Raw genomic sequence first — 20,844 nt, 5'->3', positions numbered from 1 at the left:
GCATGTGCCGTCATTCAGTGAGGGCCCGAAGGGCCCGTGCATGGGCGGGCAAATATGCGAGAACGGCTCGATATGCCATCGCCGCCCGGTCACGCTGTCCGGCGTGCTGGAGCGCATGCCCCCAGTTGCAGAGGATGACTGCAGCTAGACCCTCGCTCCGGTCAGCACGGCGCGGGCGATGCCGGTGAGGTTGCCCTGCGCGACGAGGATCTCTCTCCGGTTCGATCCGTCGAGACCGGCCGCGTAGACGTTCCCGGCCAGGTCGGTCACGTACATGCTGCCGCCGTCCGGATCGAGGGTGATGCCGATGCCTTCCATCAGGTGGGTCACGAGGATCTCGGGCGTCCGCTGCCCGTCCGGCGGGTGCATCGGCGAGCGGTTCACGCTGTTGCCCCGCGGCGGGTCCCCGCGATCCGTCCAGTACAGCATGCCCTCCACGAGGTCGAGCTCCAGGTCGATCGGCTCCGGCAGCCCCTCGAACAGCACCTCGATGTCGCCGCGTTCGGCCGCTCCCTCCCCGGCGGGCGGGTTGATTCCGGCCCGCAGGATCTTCCCGAGTCCAGCGTCGCTGGGGCCCTTCTGTGACCAGTAGAGGTGTCCGCCGACCGAGTCGACGGCGACTCCCACGCACCACCTGGTCTCGTCGCGGCGGTCGTTCTCTCCCTGTCCCGTCTGCACGAGGGTCTCGACGTGCGAGCCGTCCAGGTCGCAGCGCATCACGCGCATGCCCTCGCGATCGCCCCAGTACAGCTTCCGGCCGGCGGCCTCGAGATACAGCTGCTTCGGCGTGTGCGTGACGCCGCTCGGGACGATCGTCGTTCGGTTGCCTCCGTCCAGGTCCACGCGTTCGATCGAGCCGTCGTTCTCCGGCGGAAGGCCCATGTTCGTCCAGTAGATGTGCCCGGCCACGACATCGACGGCGACCCCGTCAGGGAGCCTGCACCCGGTGACGACGACCTTCTTGTCGGAGCCGTCGGGGTTCACGGAGAACAGGCGACCGCCACTGCTGGCCTCGAGCACGAACAGTCTTTCCTGGCGCTGCGTCACGATCCCTCCTTCGTCTCGGGACCGGCTGCGGCGCTCGGGCCGGACGGGTCGTGCTGGGAGCGCACAGCCAGCAGGGCCGAGAGCATCGCGTCGCGCCGGGCGGCCAGCTCGTCGACCGAGTGGCCGTTCGCCTCTTTCAGGACACCGTTGACGATCGTCTCCTCGAGCTCGGGCGTGAACTCAGGGGTGCCCAGTTCCTGCCAGGACGCCACCATCCGGGGCATGAGGGTGTCCATGAAGTGCTGGATGCCGCCCTCTCCACCGCCGAGATGCCACAGCAGATGGGGGCCCATGACACCCCATCTGAGCCCCGGCCCCCAGGACACCGCGTCGTCGGAGTCCGCCACGTCGAGCACTCCCTCTTGGACCAGGTACACGACCTCGCGGTACAGCGCGGCCTGGATACGGTTGGCGACATGCCCGGGAAGTTCCTTTTTGAGGTGAACCGGCTTCTTGCCGATCGCGGCGTAGAACGACATGACGTCCTGGATCGTCTCCGGAGCGGTCCTCGTCCCGCCGACGACCTCGACCAGCGGGACGATGTGCGGTGGGTTGAAGGGATGACCGATGACGGTCTGTTCCGGACGCCGGCACTCGGCCTGGATGACGCTCATCGTGATGCCCGACGAACTCGACGCGATGATCGCGTCGGGAGGTGAGGCGTCGTCGATGTCGGCGAACAGCTTGACCTTGAGCTCCGGGCGCTCAGGTGCGTTCTCCTGTACGAAATCGGCGTCCGCGACGGCCTGACGCAGGTCCGCGGTGAAGCTCAGGCGCTCGGGCGAGGCTTCGGGCGCGAGCCCGATCGAGGCAGCCGCGTCCCATGCCGCCTCCACGTACGACCGCAGGGCCGTCTCCGCGGTGGGGGAGGGGTCGGTCGCCGTGACGTCGAAGCCGCGGACGAGATAGTGCGTCGCCCAGCTCGCACCGATGGTGCCGGTGCCGACGATCGCCACGTGGTGGACGGGCCTGTGCGATTTCATGGCTGGTCACTGCTCCTGAAACTTTGACAAGGGTTGTGGGGGAGGGGGGCGACTGACGTGACCGGCATCAGCGGCCGTGCCACACGGGGCGCCCTTCTCGGCGAACGCCCGCGCGCCTTCCCGCGCGTCCTCGCTCGCCATCAGCCCGCTCGTGAGCGCTGGTGGACGTCGATGCGTGCGAGGGGTTGTGCGGTGTTCATGGGGCAACCCTCGGCCAGCGGGAATGCCGGCGCATCGGGCTGCGCGCCCAGGATTCGAGCGTTTCCTTGGTATCGCGGTACAGGGCACTTGATCAGCGCTGTTCCCGGTGGAGCACGGCAGCACCGTCGTAGTGGGCCGGCGGCAGCGGATCTGGATCTGGCGTTCGTCCAGCGGGTGGGGGAGCAGGGTCTCGATGCGGCATGGACGTGCCGGCGACTACCGGCTGTGGGGCGTCAACCGCCACCGCAAAGGCACCGCCCGCGGTCTGGCCGCGGCACTGTGCTCCCCTCGGTGACCAATGTTGGGTCCCGGATACGAATGGTGCTGCCTTTCTCGTGTTCTGCGTCTGATGGATCGCCTCACGTCCGCCCATAGCGTGGTGGACAGCACGGAGGATGTGCCCACGGATCTGTGGCACCGGCTACGTGAACACCCGTACTCGCGGAAGCAATGGACGCGTAGCTGGACGCGTTATCGACAAAGAATGTCGCCCCCGTGTCGGCTAGTTGCTCAGTTCTGAAAGGGGAACGTTATGAGTGCACATGTGTCCCGCATCGGTCGTCTGGCAGCCGTCACCTCCGCCGCAGTTGTCCTCGCATGCACCGGTATTGGGGTCGGCACGGCGTCGGCGTCGGAGCAGAGCCACGAAGTCGGCTACTCGGCTCACGGCGGCGGTCACGGCGACGGCGGCGGCTGGGGCCACGGCGACGACGGCGACGGTTGGGGTGACGGCGGCTAATAAGACCAGGGCAGGCGTTCCCGGCCGGGGTTTCCCGGCCGGGAACGCCTGCTGTGTTGCAGGCCGTTGAGGGCCAAGACGACGAAGTGAAGGTCGATTGGCTCGTTAGTACAAACCTCAATCGAGAGGTGGTGTTCTGCGCCCAGTGGCTTTCGTGCCCTGCACGCCTAGCGTCGGGTTCACGGATCCGATCCGATCCCGCAAACTCACAAGGAGCAGGACATGAACGCGACTATGTCCGCGGAAACGCCACAAACGTCATCCCTCGAGATGCCCCACGCCTCCCGGAGCCCGATCGCCCAGCACGCTGTCGACGTGGCAGTCCGCTATCGGCCTGCACGATCGGAGACATCGGGCGACTGGATCGAGCTCATTGCGCTGCCCGAGAATCGCGTGGCCATGGCCGTGGGCAGTGTTGTGGGCTACGGCCCGCGTGCCCGCGCCTGGATCGGCCGGCTGCGCGGCGCAGTCCGCAACCTCTCCTCGAGCGGCCTGCCGCCCGACGAACTCCTGGGCCGCCTCGATCATCTCGCGACCCGGTGGGGCCAGCGCCCTGACGAATGGGCGGGGTCTTTCAGGGGAGCGACATGTCTCTATGCGGTCTACGATCCGGTCTCCCGGCACTGCGCGGTGTCCCGGGCCGGGCATCGGCCGCCCGCCGTGATAAGCACCGATGGCCGGGTGGACTTCCCCGACGTGCCCGCCGGGCCGCCCCTCGGCCTGGGCAGCGGCTCCTTCACCACTGCGGAGTGGGAGGTGCCCGAGGGCAGCCAACTTGTGCTCTACGGCCACGGCCTGATCCAACGCCGAGGAAAGGGCGCCGACGCCGGTTTCGCACTGCTGCGGAGGGTTCTGAGCCGAGCTGCCACCCGGAACGGCGTTGTGGGCCCGGAGGAGACCTGCGCGGCCGTACTCGACGCACTGCTCCCAGTCCGCCCCGGCGGCGCCGTCGCGCTGATGGTCGCCCGCACCCGTGGCATGCGACCTGATCAGGTCGCCGACTGGGATGTGCCCGCCGAGTCGGCGGCGGTGGCGGACCTGCGTGCTGCTGTCACGCGCCAGCTTGCGCATTGGGGTCTGAGTGACCTTGTCTTCACGACCGAACTGATCCTCAGCGAGCTGGTGGGCAACGCTATTCGCTACACCACTGGACCGATCCACCTTCGGCTGCTCTGTGACCACGCCCTTACGTGTGAGGTGTTTGACTCCAGCCCCGCGTTCCCCCGTCTGCGTCAGGCGGCCACCACGGACGAGAGCGGACGCGGTCTGCTTCTTGTCGCCCAGATCGCCGAGCGTTGGGGGACGCGGCATACGCAGGCCGGCAAGGTGATTTGGACCGAGCAGACCCTGCCTCAGACGCCGCCGGCCGGGATGGATGAGCGGCCAGTTGCTACGACGGGGCACCCCTCACAAGGCAGTCGGGCAGGTCATTACGACCCCTGCCCGGTTTGAGGAGGGGGCAAAGAGGGGGACAGCAACCCGCGCGGGGGCTGCGACGGCCTTGTGGTCGGCCCGGCCCCCGTTCGTTTGCCATGCTGCCGACCAGACGCCCCCGGCAACACGACGGGATCGCCCGTTGGTTGGTTGTGCCGGCGCGGACAGTCCCCCTGCTCTTCTCACAGGTGCGCGGATACGCCGTTGCAGACTCCGGCGTATCCGCGTCTCAAGCTGTGGTTCTCACGGACCCTGTCGGAAGCCGATGTTGTCGTGGATGACTGTGCGCGGTGAAACGGGCACTTTCTCCGGATGGTCAAGGTCGAGCGTGGTGAATTCGATCCCGCGACTCCACACCGTTCGCAGGAACTCCTTGACGAACTCCGTGGTCAGTTGCTCTCCGCCGCAGCGCCGGTAGCCGAATCCGAACGGCGCATAACCGGCCGTGTCGCAGACCGGGTACGCGGTGCCGTCGACGACTCCGTACACGGCTCCGAAAGCGCTGTTGGTCATCTCTGCCCGGCGGCCGTCCTTGACGGTGAACGGTGCGGGTGGGAAGGGACATCGCGCAAGCCCGGCTTGGCGGCTTCTCGTCTCGGCGTCGTCGGCGGTCGTCGGCGCTGCCCGGTACCTGTCGGGGTCGAACTCCTCCGGGTTGCGCCAGTGCCGGAGGTCTCGGCTCGCCGAGGGGTGCAGGGTGAGAACACTGCCCGAGCGAGGCTCGGCACCTCGCTCGGTGCTCACGGTCGACAGGCTGCCCCCGTTCGGTGAAACCGTGCGGAAGAGCTCCATCACGTAGCGGTCGAGCGGGGTGAACGCGCCACCGTCCGCCGTGTCCGGGCTGTTCGTCATCGTCCGCTCGAACCACGACCTGACGGCCGGGTCGCCGTGGCCGGCCTCCAGCAGGGCCATGGTCTGGTACAGCGTGTTGCCCCACTGACTGAACGCCAGGAAGTTGTGGAAGCACTCGAAGACGATGTCCTCGCGGCGGAAGTGCTCGCCGCCCTGGCCGTTCTTGAGCCAGTAGTGGACGAAGGTGCCCTCCGAGTCCTGAACGTCGCCGTCGATCACTGCCTGCACCCGGCGGTCGATCCACTCCTTGAGCCGCGGGCGCAGTTCGCGCACCCGCATGATGTTCTCCCGCACGATGTCCTCGGTGGGATACCAGTGGCCGAGGACGGCGGTGAAGCTGGTGCCGATCGTCCGCACCTCGGGTGGGACGGCCTCGCCGGTGACGCCGAGATGGAGGTCCCAGTAGAGGTCGAAGTAGTTCTGGTAGTACTCGTGCATCAGCGGCTTGCCGGCGTTGGTCTCGGCGTAGAGCCGGGCGAGGAAGCCGTGGACCTTGGGGGCGTACTTGGCTGCGTAGAGGTCGGGTGTGGTCGCCGAAGCGTAGATCTTCTTCCGCTCGTTGTCCGGACCTCGCTGGTCGTAGCCCGTGATGAAGACTGTGGTGCCCTCCTTGGCGTCGGGCGCCCACCCGTCGTAGAGCATGCCCCAAAAGTGGGGCGGAGCCGCGTTCTCCTTGCTCAGGGCAAGATCAATCATGGGCAGTGCGGGTCGTTCGCCCACGTACTCGCTGCTCGAGAGGTAGGGCACGACGGCGCGCTCGATGTAGTCCGGGTCGAAGCTCGGGGGAAGCAGTCCGACCCATGCGTCGGGTGTGGTCATGTTCGTTTCCTCTGATCGTGGTGTCGGCTCGGGCAGCCAAGACGGCGCCGCGGCTCTCCCCGAGCCGTGGTGCAAGGCTGACGCGCAGGCACTATCGGGCGAATTGGGTTAGAGGTACCAATTTGTAACCAGATGTTGTGTTCCGCGCCCAATGGCCGTGCCGCTGCTCGCTCCTAGCGTCGTTCTCACCGACGCAATCGGATCCCCGATCGGAAGGAGCGGAACATGAAGGCGACACGCGGCACAGCAGTCGACCCGGGCCAGACCATCCCGAACGACGCTTTCCCGAGCGGCAACGGAAAGTCGTCCGGGGTGGAGCCGCCGGTACTGGGCGGACCGGAGCACTCCGACTACTACCTGCTGGACAACCTGCTCACCGACGAGCAGCGGGACCTTCGGAAGAAGGTCCGCGAGTTCATGGACCGGGAGGTCAGCCCGGTCATCAACCCGTATTGGGAGCGGGCGGAGTTCCCCTTCGAGCTGGTGCCCAAGCTGGCGCAGCTGGACATCGCGGGCTTTCAGATTTCCGGTTACGGCTGCCCGGGGATGAGCAATGTGACGGCCGGCCTGGTGATCCTCGAACTGGCCCGCGGCGATCTGAGCATCTCGACGTTCGCCGGGGTCCACTCCGCCCTGGCCATGATGTCGATCGCACTGCTCGGCTCCGAGGAGCAGAAGCAGCGCTTCCTGCCGCCGATGGCGCGCCTGGAGAAGATCGGAGCCTTCGGTCTGACCGAGCCCGCGCACGGCACGGACGTGGTCAAGCTGGAGACGACCGCGCGCCGGGACGGTGATTCCTACGTCCTCAACGGCTACAAGAGGTGGATCGGCAACGCGACCTTCGCCGACTACGTGATCATCTGGGCCCGTGGGGAGGACGGGCACGTGGGCGGCTACGTGGTGGAAAAGGGCACGCCCGGGTTCGACGCCCAGGTCATCAAGGGTAAGACGGCTCTGCGCTGTGTGCAGAACGCGCAGATCTCCCTCACCGACGTCCGGGTGCCTGCCGAGAACCGGCTGGCGAACGTGAACACCTTCCGCGACACCGAAAAGGTCCTGCTGGCCTCGCGCTTCTGCGTCGCCTGGGAGTCGATCGGCGCCGCTATCGCGGGCTACGAGACGGCTCTGGCCTACGCCAAGCAGCGCAAGCAGTTCGGGATGCCGCTGGCCGCCTTCCAGCTCATCCAGTACCGGCTCTCCCGCATGCTGGCGGACATCACCGACATGCTGTGCATGCAGTTCCGGCTCAGCCAGCTCCTGGACGAGGGCGAGTACTCGATGCCCCGGGTCGCGCTGGCCAAGATGCACCACAGCGAACGCGCACGGGCCATCCTCGCCGACGCCCGCGACATGCTCGGCGGCAACGGGATCCTGCTCGACTACCACGTGGCCCGGCACCTGTGCGACATCGAGGCCATCTCCACCTACGAGGGCACCGACACCGTGCAGGCGCTGATCGTCGGCCGCGACATCACCGGCTACAACGCCTTCGTGCCTGTGGCGCCGAGCCACTGACCCCGGCGTGTATCGCGGCGCCGCGTGACAGCGGGTCAACCCCGGGCGCCGCGTGCGACCCCACTGAGGAAAAGGAGTAGTCATGAGCAACACGCCCCTCCTGGAGGGACTGCACGTCGTCGATCTCGCGAGCTTCATCGCCGGGCCCGCCGCGGCCACCGTCCTCGGTGACTTCGGCGCCGACGTCGTCAAGGTGGAACCCCCGCACGTGGGCGACGCATACCGTTCGCTCAGCCGCATCCCTCCCAACCCCCAAGTCGAAGGGGTCAACTACCCCTGGCAGCTGGACAACCGCAACAAGCGCAGCATCGCGCTCAACCTCAAGTCGCCCGGCGCCCGGCCCGTGCTCGAGAGTCTGGTGCGGTGGGCCGATGTGCTGGTGACCAACTTCCCGCCGCGGACGCGCGAGAAGCTGGGCCTGGAGTACGACGCTCTGGCCTCCCTCAATCCCCGGCTGATCTACGCCGATGTCACCGGCTTCGGCGAGGAAGGTCCGGATGCGCATCTGCCCGGCTTCGACGTGACGGCGTACTGGGCGCGCAGCGGCCTGATGGACCTCACACGCCAAAGGGACGTGCCGCCGGCCATGAACGCGTTCGGATCGGGCGATCACTGCACGGCGATCACGCTGTTCGCCGGCATCATGACCGCGCTGTACCGGCGGGAGAAGACCGGCCAGGGCTCACGCGTCACAGCCTCGCTGCTCGCCGAAGGCGCCTGGGCGGCGAGCATGTGGCTGCAAGCCGTACTGGTCGGGGCGAAGCCTCCCCGCCCCATCGACCGGTCCGACCCGCCCAACGCGCTCGGGAACATGTACCGCACGGCAGACGACCGCTGGATCGTCCTCGTCTTCGTCAACGAGGACAAGCAGGTCCCGCCCTTCCTCAGGGCCATCGGGCATCCCGAGGCAGCGGAGAACCCGCGCTACGCCGACACCCCGAGCCGCCGCGCTCACGCCGCCGAGATCGTCGCCCTGCTGGACACGACGTTCGCGACTCGCTCCCTGGCCGAGTGGCGCGAGGTGCTCGACACCGCGGGCCTCACGTACGGCGTCGTCCAGACGCTCGAAGAGTGCGCCCAGGACCCTCAGCTCCTCGCCAACCGGGTGTTCGTACCGATCGACGACGGCAGCGACGAGCCGCACCTGACCATCGACAGTCCCGTCCGGCTGGACCAGGAACAGAAGGTCCGTCCGGGCCCGGCCCCCGACCTGGGCGAACACACCGAGTCCGTGCTCCGCGACCTCGGCTTCGACGCCGCCGGAATCAAGGAGCTGCGCAAGGTCGAAGCCATCGACTGAAGCCACAGCTCAGCAGCGCGACAGAAGAAGGGAAACACCATCATGACCACGGCCACGGACACGCCGACCGTACGGACTGAGGAAATCGACGGCATTTTCGTGATCACGATCGACCGGCCGGAGGCCCGCAACGCCATCGACGGGGCCACCGCCCGGGCCCTTGCCGCCGCCGTCGACCGCCTCGAGTCCCGCGACGACCTCAGGGTCGGCATCATCAGCGGGGCCAACGGTGTCTTCAGCGCGGGCATGGACCTCAAGGCCTTCGCCGCCGGAGACAGGCCCATCGTCGACGGACGGGGCTTCGCCGGCATCACACGCGCCCAGATCAAGACCCCGCTCATCGCCGCCGTCGAGGGTTATGCGCTGGGCGGTGGAACCGAGATGGCGCTCGCCTGCGACATGATCGTGGCCGCGCGGAACGCCACCTTCGGCCAGACCGAGGTCCACTACGGCATCGTGCCGCCCGAAGGAGGCATGGTGCGCCTGCCCGAGCGCATCCCGCGCAACATCGCCCTGGAGCTTCTGCTCACCGGCGAGCCTCTGCCCGCCGAGCGCGCCGAGCGATTCGGCCTGGTCAACTACCTCACGGAACCGGGCCAGGCCCTGAAGCGGGCCCTGGAACTGGCCACCAGCATCGCGCACAACGCGCCCCTGGCCGTGGCAGCCGTCAAACGCGTTGTCAACGAGCGGCGAGCGTTCAGCGACCAGGACGCCTTCGCCGAGCAGGACCGGATCGTCGCACCGGTTCTAGCGTCCCACGACGCGCAGGAGGGCGCCCACGCCTTCGCGGAAATGCGCCCACCGCACTGGCAGGGCCGCTGACACCAGCCCCGCCCGACAGATGCCGGCGGGCCCCCGCCCAGGCACAGCCACCTCCGCACCGCAAGAAAGGGCGCCCAACGATGACTGAGCAATCCACCGTCCGTAGCGTGACCTACGATCTGCTGCGGACCCTGAAACTCACCACGGTCTTCGGTAATCCCGGCTCCACCGAGCAGCCGTTTCTGCAGGATTTCCCCGAGGACTTCACCTATGTCCTGGCGCTGCAGGAGGCGTCCGTCATTGCGATGGCCGACACCTTCGCCCAGGTCACCCGCCGTCCCGCACTGGTCAACGTGCACTCTTCGGCCGGGCTGGGCAACGCGGTGGGCAACCTGGTGGCGGCCTACCACGGAAACACGCCCCTGATCATCACCTCGGGACAGCAGTATCGGGCACTGGTGATCGGGGAGCCGTATCTCGGCAACCGGGAGGCCACCACACTGCCGAAGCCGTGGGTGAAATGGTCCTACGAGCCGGCCCGCGCCGAAGACGTACCAGAAGCCTTCATGCGGGCCTACGCGGAGGCGCTGCAGCCGCCGGCGGGACCGGTCTACCTGTCGATTCCCATGGACGACTGGAAGCGGCCCCTGTCCGGATTCACCCGGATCCGGACCGTCAGCGACCGCGTCGCCCCCGACGCCCAGCGCCTGCGGCTGTTCGCCGATCGCATCTCCGCCAGCCGTCGTCCCGCGCTGGTCTTCGGGCCGGAGGTCGACCGCAGCGGCGGCTGGGACGCGGCCGTCGCCCTGGCGGAAAAGCTGCGCGCGGCCGTCTACGGCGCCCCGCTCCTGGACCGCGCCTCCTTCCCCGAGGACCACCCCTTCTTCCGCGGCCCACTCGGCATGTCGGTGAAGACCATCAGCGACCGGCTGAGCGGGCACGACCTGGTGGTCGTGATCGGCGCGGAGGTGTTCCGCTACTACCCCTACGTGCCCGGCGACTACCTGCCCGACGGCACCGAACTGCTGCAGATCACCGGTAATCCGGGGGTTGCTGCGGCGGCGCGTGTGGGCGACAGCCTCCTGGGCGATCCCAAGTTGGCGATCGAGCTGCTCCTGGACATGGTCGCTGAGGGATCCGCACGCGCCATGCCCGAGCCGATGGCGCGGCCCCGCGAGCTGCCGCAGGCGCCGAACAGCCCGCTCACCCCGCCGGAGGTCTACGCCACCCTCAGCAGGGTCATGCCGCCCGACGCGGTCTTCGTCAACGAGTCGACCTCCACGATGGCGCAGCAGATCGAGTGGCTCCCCACCACCCGGACCGGATCGTTCTTCGCCACGGCCAGCGGAGGCATCGGATGGGGCACCCCGGCGGCGGTGGGGGTCGCGCTGGGCGACCGGGACAGGGGCGTTGACCGGCCGGTGGTCGGCTTGATCGGTGACGGTTCCTTCCAGTACTCCGTGCAGGCCATCTGGACGGCGGCCCAGCACAACCTCCCGATCGTGTACGTGGTCATGCGCAACCGCGAGTACTCCATCCTCAAGTCGTTCGCGGTGCTGGAGGAAACGCCGGGCGTTCCGGGACTCGACCTGCCCGGGCTCGACATCGCCTCCGTGGCCCGCGGTTTCGGATGCCGAGCCGTCGACGTGGAGACCACCGAGGACCTGGAGCGGGAGTTCAAGGCGGCCCTGTCCGCCAGCACCACCACGGTCATCGTTGTGCTCACGGAGCCCCAGAAAGCCATGTTGTAGGGCACGAGCCCGCACGATCCGATCGTGACGCCTTCAACTCGGTCTTCCAGGGCGCGGTGCGTCTGTCCCACCGCCGTCGCCGGAAGGCCGGGCGAGGGCGGTGGGATCGGCTGCGTGCTCTCCGGATCCGTGGGCGAGCCGGTCACGGGCCTTGCCGTCTCCGATGCCTTCCGGCCGTATGGTCGGCTATGCCAAAGCCCATCGAACGAGCTGGGCCCCGGCCGTTCGCGTGGCCGGCCCGTTGCCCGCCCACATCGCCAGTGACGGCATCACCGATGCATTTCATGCGAGGCTGACGCGAAGGAGCGTCGAGCCGAGGTACTCAACGGCGAGCAGTGCGACTTCCAGATCGGTGTGCTCTTGCTGGACGGGGTATCCAAGGATTTCCTCGGCTTTCCGAATGCGGTACTGCACGGTGTTCTTGTGGAGAATTTGAGCGCTGGCGGTGGCGGTGTAACTGCAGCCGGTGCCCAGGAATATCTGCACGGTCTCCCGAAGCCGTGCGCTGTTCTCGTCATCGACGGCCAACGGACCCAGGACGCCCCACACCCACGCGCGCATGTCGCCGACGTTCGTAGCCATCAAGGCGATGGGACCGACATGGGAGAAGTTTGTGAACTGGGGGGCTGGATTGGCCACTGCCGCAAGTTCCTGCGTGCGCACTGCTTGCCGATGCGTGGAGCGGAATCCCTCGATGCCGTACCCCACGCATCCAGCACACACGTGCACGGAAGGATCGCTGCGCTCGACCGCATTCGAAAGCTGCTTCCAGGAGACGTCGTTGCGCGAGCCGAACGGCAGCCAAGCCCAGGACAAGACTGCGTCTCGGGGGACGAACAGCGGCCTGGCGGGGCAGTCGAGCTCCCGGCCGATCTCATTGGTGATCCGGTCGAGTCGAGCAAGTTCCTCACCCCCACCCGTCAGTGTGGGCAACCAGGCCACCAGCCCGAGGTGATGCTGCTGGAGCCGGTAACCAAGGGCTGGTTCAGCCCAGTTGAGGTCGACGTCCTTCTCGGTGAGGAGGTCTCGCACGCGCGCGGCGCGCGCGGCGGTCTGGCTGAGCAGCCAGTGATCGCGTTCCTGTTGGTAGACCAGGATGACATGCTCGGTTACCCGGTCGATGTAACCGAAGCTCACCTGCAGCATGCGCCGGTTGGTCGCTGTCGCGAGATCCTCGTCGGCGTCCTGTCGGTTGAGTTCGTCCAGACACCACTGCAGAAAACGCCAGTGGCCGATCCTGTAGGCCCTGACCATCGCGCTGAGGGAGATACCCCTCTGAGCCAGCCTCCTGGCGTACTCAAGAGCAGCCGCAGGCCCCTCGATCTTGTCCAGAGGCATGTCGTTCTCGAAAACGTGCAGCAACGTGGCGACATTTTCCGCGACGCTCGCCTGCAGGATTTTAATGACGGTTGCGTCGCCCCTGAGCTCCGGGATCTCGGCAATAACGTACTCCCCTACGTCGCGGCTGACCTCTGGGAGGTGTGACCCTACGTTCCCCGCGACCACGGACAGTTGTTTTGCGGCCTCTGGATGCTCCGCAGCCATACCTCAACCGTACAGGGTGGTCCGTCACCTATCCGATTCCTCGGGGCGCGATGGGCCGCACTCCGGCGAGCCTGCGCGAATACCGCCGACGGATTGGTTCAGCGGCACCAATTCCAACCCGAAGGTCGTACTGCGCGCCCAGTGGTTGTCGTGCGGTCCACGCCTAGCCTCTGGTTACTGACGGGACCCTCCGGCGCGCGAACTGGGGGGATCGACCCGCCTTCAAGCCGTTCTTCGAAAACGTCCTAGGGGTGATCGGCGTTGACCAATATTGTCCGAGGCGCTGGAGAGGTGCCCGACTCTGCGATTGCGATGATCGACGGCGACGGCACGGTGGTCGGTTGGACGAACACCGCGCAGCGGCTTGTCGGTTACTCGGCCCGGGAGGTGGTGGGCCGGCCCGCCTCGTTCGTGCTGCCCTTTCTCCAGAACGCACTGCACGTATGGGCGGCCAGCGAGCAGCGCCGCGCCCGGGGCGGCTGGTCCGGCACAGCGACGATCCATCACCGCGACGGCCACACACTCCATGTAAGCCTGCGTGTCTCGCTGTTGTGGGGGCGCGACGGAGCAGTCCACTGGCTCGTCTCCGGCACCAATATCGCCGCGCTTTCCGCGGTGGAGACCGCCGGATCGGTGCGGGAGTCGCTTCTCACCCGCACACCGATCGGCATCGTCGTGCGTGATGTGGAACTGCGCTGCGCCTGGGTCAACGACGTCAGCGAACTTCAGGACGGCGTCCCTCGTGACAAGCGGCTCGGACGGCGCCTCCCGGACTCGCTGCCCGGCCTCGAATCCGAGGCGCTCGAATCGGTGATGCGCCAGGTGCTGAGCAGCGGCCTGACCGCGGTCCATGAATACCGGGCATGGCCGCCGGCGGATCAGCGCCGAGAGCACGCCTTCGTGGCCTCCTTCTTCTGCCTGCGCGACGCCGATGGCCGGCCACTGGGGGTGTGCTCCATGAGCGTGGATGTCACCGGCAACCAGCGGGCCCGCGAGCGGCTCGCCATCCTCAGCGAGGCCAGCACCCGGATAGGCAGCACCCTGGACGTGATGCAGACCAGCCAGGAACTGGCCGACCTCGCCGTGCCCCTCCTGGCTGACTACGCCGTCGTCGACCTGGCGGAGTGCGTCCCGCTCGGTGACGAACCCGCCCCCCGCATCAGCCCGACAGGGCAGCGCAGTCCGGCCTTTCGCCGCGCCGGCCTGGCCTCGATCCACCCGGGGACTCCCGAGTCGCCGTGGGCACGCGGCGAGCCGATCTTCGTCCCGCCGACCTCACCCTGGATCAGTGTGCTCTCCTCCGGCGCCTCTCACCTGCAACCCATCCTGGACACCTCTCCTGGCACATGGGTCGACATCGACCCCGCGCGGGCGCAGTCCATTCGTGAAAACGGCATGCACTCCATGATGCTTGTCCCCATCCGCGCGAGGCACACCACGCTGGGTGTAGCCGTGTTCGTCCGCACCGAGGAACCGATGCCGTTCCAGGAGGATGACCTGCTCCTCGCCGAGGAACTGGTCACCCGGGCCGCACTGTCCCTGGACAACGCTCGCCAATACACCCGCGAGCACACAGCGGCCCTCGCTCTTCAACGCCATCTGCTTCCGCACGGCTTGAGGGACAGCGCGGCGATGGAGGCGGCCTCGCGCTACCTGCCGGCCGACGCGGACAACGGCGTCGGTGGCGACTGGTTCGATGTGATCCCGCTGTCCGGCGCCCGGGTGGCGCTTGTTGTCGGGGATGTGGTCGGGCATGGCATCAACGCCGCAGCGGCCATGGGAAGGTTCCGAACGGCCGTGCGCACGCTGGCGGACATGGACTTGGCCCCCGACGAGTTGCTGTCCCACCTCGATGACATGGTCCGGCGGCAGGCAGAGGAGGACGACGACGGGGAGGGAAGCCCCATGGTCACCGGTGCCACCTGTCTGTACGCCGTCTACGACCCGGTCACCCGGCGGTGCACGATGGCACGGGCCGGGCACCCCCCGCCCGCTGTCGTCGACCCGCAGGGCAAGGTCACGTTCCCCGACCTCCCTACCGGAGCCCCACTCGGCGTCGGCTCGGTCCCCTTCGAAGCCGTGGAGATGGAAGTGCCCGAGGGGACCCTGTTCGCCCTCTACACCGACGGCCTGGTCGAGACCCGCGACCGGGACATCGACATCGGAATCCGGCAACTGGGCGCCACCCTGGCAGCCCAACCCCGTCGGCCCCTGGACGACCTCTGCTCCTCAGTGATCGAGGCACTGCCGACCCAGTCACCAACCGACGACGTCACCCTGCTCCTGGCCCGGACCCGTGCTTTGAATCCGTGCCAGACCGTGTCCTGGGACCTGCCCCGGGACCCGGCCGTCGTCAGCAGTGGCCGCAGCTCGGTGGCCCGGCAACTGACCCGGTGGGGGTTGGAGAGCCTGATCACAGACACGGAGCTGATCGCCAGCGAGCTGGTCACCAACGCGATCCGCCACGGCGCCGGCCCCGTGGCCCTGCGTCTGATCAAGCACCGCCTGCTGACCTGCGAAGTATCCGACGCCAGCAGGTCCTTCCCACGCCTTTGTCACACCCGCAGCACCGACGAGTACGGCCGCGGCATCCTCCTCGTCTCCCAGCTGTCGCGTAGCTGGGGCTGCCGCTGGACAACGGGCGGCAAGGTCGTCTGGGCGGAACAAGATCTGCCCCAACCGGTCGAGGGCAAGAGCGACGTCGGCATCCCTCCCGACCCCGCTGGGGCTGCGTGGCAGAAAGACCCAGAAAGTCGAGGAGAGGAGCAGACATGAATCTCGCATCCCACATGGTGAGCAGCGCCCGGACTCATCCGGATCGCGCCGCGCTCCGTCTCGGGGACGCTGCCGTGTCCTATCGCACGCTCGACCAGGGCAGCGCCCGCCTGGCCGGACTGCTCCACGATCGTGGCGTGAAGCCCGGGGACCGAGTGGCGATCATGCTGCCCAACGTGCCGGAGTTCGCTCTCGCGTACTTCGGCGTACTCCGGGCCGGCGGCATCGTCGTTCCGATGAACCCGTTGCTCAAGTCCCGTGAGGTCGCCTACTACCTCGGCAACTCAGGTGCCCGGCTCCTGTTCGCCTGGCACGCTTTCGCCGACGAGGCACGGACCGGTGCGCAGCAGGCCGAGGCCGAGGCGGTCGTCGTCAGTCCCGGCTCATTCGACGAGCTGCTGGTGTCCGCCCCACCCGTCGAGGACCTGACCGACCGTCACGATGACGACACCGCAGTGATTCTCTACACCTCGGGGACGACCGGTCAGCCGAAGGGCGCGGAACTGACCCACGCCAACCTCACCCGCAACTGCGACATCGTGGCCACCGAGCTGTTCCAGCTCACCGCCGACGACGTGATCTTCGGTGGGCTGCCACTGTTCCACGCGTTCGGACAGACCTGCACTCTCAACGCCGCCGTCGCCTCCGGCGCGTGTCTCACGCTGCTGCCGCGCTTCGACGCCGGGAAGGCACTGGGAACCCTCGGCGAGCACGGGGTGACCGTCTTCGCCGGGGTGCCGACGGTGTTCAGCAGGCTCTTGCGGCAGCCCGACCGAGACGCCTACCCCGTCCCTCGGCTGCGCGTGTCCCTCTCCGGCGGCGCGGCGATGCCAGTTCAGGTGCTGCACGACTTCCAGGCCGCGTTCGACTGCGTCGTGCTCGAAGGATATGGACTGTCGGAGACCTCGCCCGTCGCCTCGTTCAACACCCTGCGGGCCGGACCCAGGCCCGGTTCGGTCGGCACCCCGATCCGGGGCGTCGAGATGCGGGTGGTCGACAACGGCACGGAGGTACCGCACGGGGAAACCGGCGAGATCGCGATCCGCGGGCACAACGTGATGAAGCGGTATTGGCAACGCCCCGAGGAGACCGCCGCCGCGATCCGGGACGGTTGGTTCTACACCGGCGACATCGGCCGGGTCGACCAGGACGGATACTTCTGGATCGTCGGACGGAAGAAGGACGTGATCATTCGGGGCGGGTACAACGTGTACCCCCGCGAAGTCGAGGATGTGCTGTACGAGCATCCGGCCGTCGCCGACGCCGCGGTCATCGGCCTCCGCAACCCCGATCTCGGTGAGGAGGTCGGGGCGGTGGTCGTTCTCAAGCCGGGCGCCCGAACGACAGCCGAGGAACTGCGTGAGTACGTCAAGCGTCAGGTCGCCGCCTACAAGTATCCGCGGAAGGTATGGATCGTGGACGCGCTGCCGAAGGGACCGACCGGCAAGATCCTCAAGCGGGAGATCGTCCCGCCGCCCGAGCCGGGCAGGTGATGAGGCGACTGGCCCGGGACGGGTCTGCGATCTGTCCGACGCTCAGTGCAGCGGCGGACCCAGCGGCGAACCGCCCCCGCGCCACAGCGACACCAGGCCGACCCCGCTGCCCAGCGCCTCGAACGCCCAGCGATTGGTCATCGCCCAGCTCGGCGCCGTAGCGTTGTGCACTGTAAAGGCGGAATCACGTGATGGCGGACCCATGGTGACGCGATGTGTTGGAGTGCGACGGCCGATCTGGCTGCCGGTGCCGGTATCGCCGCTGTCGGAGTCGCCTGTGTGACACAGGTGCGCAGAGCGGGCGATCTCCCGCTGGCCGCGCTTCCGTTGCTCCTCGGAGCTCACCAGATCGTCGAGTCCGTGGTGTGGGACTCCGGCGGGGGTACGGGCCCCGCCACCGTCGTCTGGTCCGTCATCGCCCTTCCGCTGCTGGCGGTGTGGGTGCCGGTGGGCGTGCTGTGCGCGGCGCCGCGGCACGTCCGGCGCCGGTTGATGGTCCCTCTCGCGTCCGGTCTCGCCACCGCCGCCGGGCTGTCGTACGCCCTCGCCACCCGTCCCGTCACGGCGGAGATCCGCGACCACACCGTCGGCTATGTCATCGACCTGTCCCACGCGGAACTGCTCATCGCGGGCTACCTCCTCGCCACTGTCGGCGCCCTGCTGCTCTCCGGCGACCGCGGACTGCTGCTGCTCGGCGTCCTGGTCGCCATAGGCGCGGTGATCTGCTGGGCGCTGTGGCAACTGGAGTTCGTCTCCACGTGGTGCGCCTTCGCGGCGGTGTGTTCGGTGGCTCTGTTCGGGTGGGTGCGCCGACGACGGCCCGGCCCGGGTCGGGCGCAGTCAGGATGACCTTGTCGTCACACCGCCTCGTCGCGGGGGTTCTCGACGCCGTCCCGGTTCGCGAGCCTCGCAGGCAGATGTGAGAAAGGTGTCAGGGTGTGGGAACCCCCTCTCACCGGCCCTTTCTCCGGTCCTCTGCGCTTAGCATCGGCCCGTGTGCGCATATGTGCTGGTCGCGGAGGATGACGAGATGCAGGCGGAGCTGATACGCCGCTCCCTGCTGAAGGAGGGACACACCGCCACCGTGGTCCATGACGGCGGGGCCGCGCTCGATGAGGCGCGGCGCCACCGGCCGGACCTCGTCGTCCTGGACCTGATGCTTCCGGTGGTCGACGGCTTGGGCGTGTGCCGGGTGCTGCGCCAGGACGACGACATCCCCGTCCTCATGCTCACCGCCCGCTCCGCGGAGGACGACGTACTGCTCGGCCTGGAGCTCGGCGCGGACGACTACATGACCAAGCCGTACAGCCCGCGCGAGCTGATGGCCCGCATCCGCACCGTCCTGCGGCGCAGCGGACGCGCCGTCTCCGAACGGCGTGACGATCCGGTCGTACGGGCCGCGGGGATCGCGGTGGATCCGGTACGGCACGAGGTGTCCTGCGACGGCTCGCCCGTGGAGTGCACTCCGGCCGAGTACGAGATCCTGCTGGCCATGGTCGCCGAACCCGAGCGGGTGTTCTCCCGTCGGCAGTTGCTGCACCACACCCGCGGCATCGACCGCGCCTCGACCGAGCGCGCCATCGACGTGCACATCATGAACCTGCGCAGGAAGATCGAGGCGGACCCGCGCAGACCGGTCCGCCTGCTGACGGTCTTCGGCGTGGGATACAAGCTCAGAGGCGAGCGCGCGTGAGCCGTGGCATACCCCTGCGCAAGAGCCTCCTGGTACGGCTGCTGATCACATCGGTGCTGATCGCCCTGTGTTCCGTGGCGGCGACCGCCTGGCTGGCGATGCAGACCACCACCCGCGCCCTCCAGGAAGAACAGGGCCAGGTGCTCGCCGACGACATGGACATCCTGCGGCAGCTCAGCGGATACGCCGCGACCCATCCCGACTGGTCCGGCGTCACGCAGACCCTGCGCAAGCTGTCGGACAAGAGCGGACGGCGCATCGCGCTGACGACCGCGGACCGCACGACGATCGCCGACTCCGCGGCGCGCGGGACCGCTCTGCCGCCCCGCGCAGCCGCCACCGTCGACCCGCTGCACACCGACACCTTCACGGAGCCCGGAGCGCAGCTCAGCGGCATCGATCCGCGCGCGGTCGGCCCGTACCGGCTGACGTCCACCGAGCGCCTGCGGGTGGCCAAGCTGGCGACGGTGCGCCGGTTGTGCTTCGCGCGCAACGCCATCGACACCGTCATCACGCGCATGCCGAGCGGCCGTTCGGTGCTCACGAACACGGACGGAAGCGTGGAGTTCGGCTATCTGCCCACGGAGTGCGCCGACGGGAAACTCAACGCCCCCACCCCGACCGAGGAGAAGGCCCTGGCCGCGCTGACGAAGCGCGCCGACGCGTGCCTGGCCGGCCAGGATGTGCACCTCGCCCCGCCCGCCTACGTCACGGTCGACTTCACGGCCACGGCCATGAAGCTCAGGTACGCGGTGGAAAGGCCCCTCAGCGGTAAGCGCGACGAGGCCGAAGCGACGACGAACAAGTGCATCGACAGCGCACGTCGTGCACAGCTCGCCCCCTATGTCGCCCCGGCCGCCGAGCTGTTCCTGGGCACGGGAGACAGCGCCGTTCCGCGCTTCGACATGTCCGCGGCCAACAAGGCCAAGGTCGTGGGCGTCGCCGGTCTCGTCCTCGCCCTCACCGTGGCCGTGACCGCGCTGGTCGCCACCAGGCTCGTACGCCCCCTGCGCGCGCTGACGCAGGCGGCTCAGCAGCCGCTGGACCAGCACGTACGGGTTCCCGTCACCACCCAGGACGAGACCGGTATCCTGGCCGTGGCGTTCAACGAACTGACCGAGCGCCGCGAACGCATGGAGGCCCAGCGCAAGGCGATGGTCAGCGACATCGCCCATGAACTGCGCACCCCGCTCACCAACATCCGGGGCTGGCTGGAGGTGACCCGCGACGGCGTCGTCGACCCGGACCCCGAGCTGCTCGCCTCCCTGCACGAGGAGGCGGTGGTCCTCCAGCGCGTCATCGACGACCTCCAGGACCTCGCGGCCGCCGACGCGGGCACCCTGAGGCTGCACCGCGAGGCGATCCGCGCCGACGAACTTCTCGAACAGGTCGCGGCGGCGCACCGCGGCGGCGCACAGGCGTCGGGCCTGCGCCTGCGCACGACGGTGGACGGCACGCCGTGGCTCGACGCGGACCCGGTGCGGATGCGGCAGGCGCTCGGAAATCTGGTGTCCAACGCGACGCGCCACACTCCGCCCGGTGGCACGATCACCCTCTCCGCCCGCCGCGAGGACGGTCAGGTCGTCTTCGATGTGGCCGACACCGGCAGCGGCATCGCCCCGGAGGACCTGCCCAGCGTCTTCGACCGCTTCTGGCGGGCCGAGAAGTCCCGCAGCCGACGCACCGGCGGCAGTGGTCTCGGCCTTGCCATCGTCCGCCAACTCGTCGCCGCCCACGGCGGAACCGTCACGGTGACCAGTGAACTCGGCACCGGCTCGGTCTTCACCCTGTGGCTTCCCGCAGCCATGGAGCCCGCCCGTCCCGCCGCCGGGGCCGACTGACGTGTGACCGGCGCATTCCCGGGGACGGTGGTGGCTCCAGTACCAGGATCAGCGGTCCTGGTCACAGGAGGGATCTGGTTGCGGCGGCTTCCGG

Annotated in this window: 15 protein-coding genes; 11 read left to right on the top strand and 4 right to left on the bottom strand. The window is 68.3% G+C overall.

The window, feature by feature from the left end:
- Positions 1-144: 144 nt before the first annotated feature.
- Positions 145-1,047: an SMP-30/gluconolactonase/LRE family protein gene (locus ACZ4WS_RS29520; RefSeq protein WP_467985145.1), complete on the bottom strand. Its 903-nt coding sequence runs from the start codon at positions 1,045-1,047 to the stop codon at positions 145-147.
- Positions 1,044-2,030 (bottom strand): 3-hydroxyacyl-CoA dehydrogenase NAD-binding domain-containing protein, encoded by a 987-nt coding sequence (locus ACZ4WS_RS29515; RefSeq protein WP_467985143.1) that lies wholly within the window; start codon positions 2,028-2,030, stop codon positions 1,044-1,046. Before ACZ4WS_RS29515 ends, ACZ4WS_RS29520 begins: the two co-directional genes overlap by 4 nt.
- 733 nt (positions 2,031-2,763) lie before the next feature.
- Between ACZ4WS_RS29515 and ACZ4WS_RS29510 the strand changes: the two genes are divergently transcribed.
- Together ACZ4WS_RS29510 and ACZ4WS_RS29505 are read left to right on the top strand one after the other, a co-directional pair.
- Positions 2,764-2,970 carry a hypothetical protein gene (locus ACZ4WS_RS29510; protein ID WP_467985141.1) on the top strand — a complete coding sequence of 69 codons (207 nt, stop codon included), beginning with the start codon at positions 2,764-2,766 and terminating at the stop codon, positions 2,968-2,970.
- A gap of 222 nt (positions 2,971-3,192) precedes the next feature.
- Positions 3,193-4,422, top strand: coding sequence for a SpoIIE family protein phosphatase (locus ACZ4WS_RS29505; protein WP_467985139.1), 1,230 nt, complete (start codon positions 3,193-3,195; stop codon positions 4,420-4,422).
- 225 nt (positions 4,423-4,647) lie between these two features.
- Here ACZ4WS_RS29505 and ACZ4WS_RS29500 read toward each other — a convergent pair whose 3' ends face one another.
- On the bottom strand, positions 4,648-6,075 hold the full coding sequence (locus ACZ4WS_RS29500) for a cytochrome P450 family protein (protein ID WP_467985137.1): 1,428 nt from the start codon (positions 6,073-6,075) through the stop codon (positions 4,648-4,650).
- 225 nt (positions 6,076-6,300) lie between these two features.
- On the opposite strand from ACZ4WS_RS29500, the gene ACZ4WS_RS29495 reads away from it, so the two are divergent.
- The 4 genes from ACZ4WS_RS29495 (at position 6,301) to mdlC (ending at position 11,403) form a co-directional block, all read left to right on the top strand.
- Positions 6,301-7,590 carry an acyl-CoA dehydrogenase family protein gene (locus tag ACZ4WS_RS29495; protein ID WP_467985135.1) on the top strand — a complete coding sequence of 430 codons (1,290 nt, stop codon included), beginning with the start codon at positions 6,301-6,303 and terminating at the stop codon, positions 7,588-7,590.
- 82 nt (positions 7,591-7,672) lie between these two features.
- Positions 7,673-8,890 carry a CaiB/BaiF CoA transferase family protein gene (locus tag ACZ4WS_RS29490; RefSeq protein WP_467985133.1) on the top strand — a complete coding sequence of 406 codons (1,218 nt, stop codon included), beginning with the start codon at positions 7,673-7,675 and terminating at the stop codon, positions 8,888-8,890.
- A gap of 42 nt (positions 8,891-8,932) precedes the next feature.
- Positions 8,933-9,712 carry a crotonase/enoyl-CoA hydratase family protein gene (locus tag ACZ4WS_RS29485; RefSeq protein WP_467985132.1) on the top strand — a complete coding sequence of 260 codons (780 nt, stop codon included), beginning with the start codon at positions 8,933-8,935 and terminating at the stop codon, positions 9,710-9,712.
- 107 nt (positions 9,713-9,819) lie between these two features.
- On the top strand, positions 9,820-11,403 hold the full coding sequence (mdlC, locus tag ACZ4WS_RS29480) for a benzoylformate decarboxylase (RefSeq protein ID WP_467985130.1): 1,584 nt from the start codon (positions 9,820-9,822) through the stop codon (positions 11,401-11,403).
- A 282-nt stretch (positions 11,404-11,685) separates the two neighbouring features.
- On the opposite strand, the gene ACZ4WS_RS29475 is transcribed toward mdlC, so the two are convergent.
- Entirely contained in the window at positions 11,686-12,948 is a 1,263-nt protein-coding gene (locus ACZ4WS_RS29475) for a PucR family transcriptional regulator (protein ID WP_467985128.1), read from the bottom strand.
- Positions 12,949-13,239: 291 nt separating this feature from the next.
- Here ACZ4WS_RS29475 and ACZ4WS_RS29470 point away from each other — a divergent pair, with 291 nt between their 5' ends.
- The 5 genes from ACZ4WS_RS29470 (at position 13,240) to ACZ4WS_RS29450 (ending at position 20,750) form a co-directional block, all read left to right on the top strand.
- Complete coding sequence (locus ACZ4WS_RS29470; protein WP_467985125.1) at positions 13,240-15,723, top strand: SpoIIE family protein phosphatase; 2,484 nt, start codon at positions 13,240-13,242, stop codon at positions 15,721-15,723.
- Entirely contained in the window at positions 15,720-17,216 is a 1,497-nt protein-coding gene (locus ACZ4WS_RS29465) for a long-chain-fatty-acid--CoA ligase (RefSeq protein WP_467985122.1), read from the top strand. The genes ACZ4WS_RS29470 and ACZ4WS_RS29465 overlap by 4 nt, the downstream gene beginning before the upstream one ends.
- A gap of 213 nt (positions 17,217-17,429) precedes the next feature.
- Positions 17,430-18,065: a DUF6629 family protein gene (locus ACZ4WS_RS29460; protein ID WP_467985119.1), complete on the top strand. Its 636-nt coding sequence runs from the start codon at positions 17,430-17,432 to the stop codon at positions 18,063-18,065.
- A 145-nt stretch (positions 18,066-18,210) separates the two neighbouring features.
- A complete protein-coding gene (locus ACZ4WS_RS29455; RefSeq protein WP_467985117.1) occupies positions 18,211-18,909 on the top strand; it encodes a response regulator in 699 nt (232 codons plus the stop codon).
- Entirely contained in the window at positions 18,906-20,750 is a 1,845-nt protein-coding gene (locus ACZ4WS_RS29450) for a sensor histidine kinase (RefSeq protein WP_467985115.1), read from the top strand. Before ACZ4WS_RS29455 ends, ACZ4WS_RS29450 begins: the two co-directional genes overlap by 4 nt.
- Positions 20,751-20,844: the final 94 nt, after the last annotated feature.

The organism is Streptomyces sp. NPDC029292 (assembly GCF_055569295.1).
This window is presented reverse-complemented; position numbering and strand designations above follow the sequence as displayed.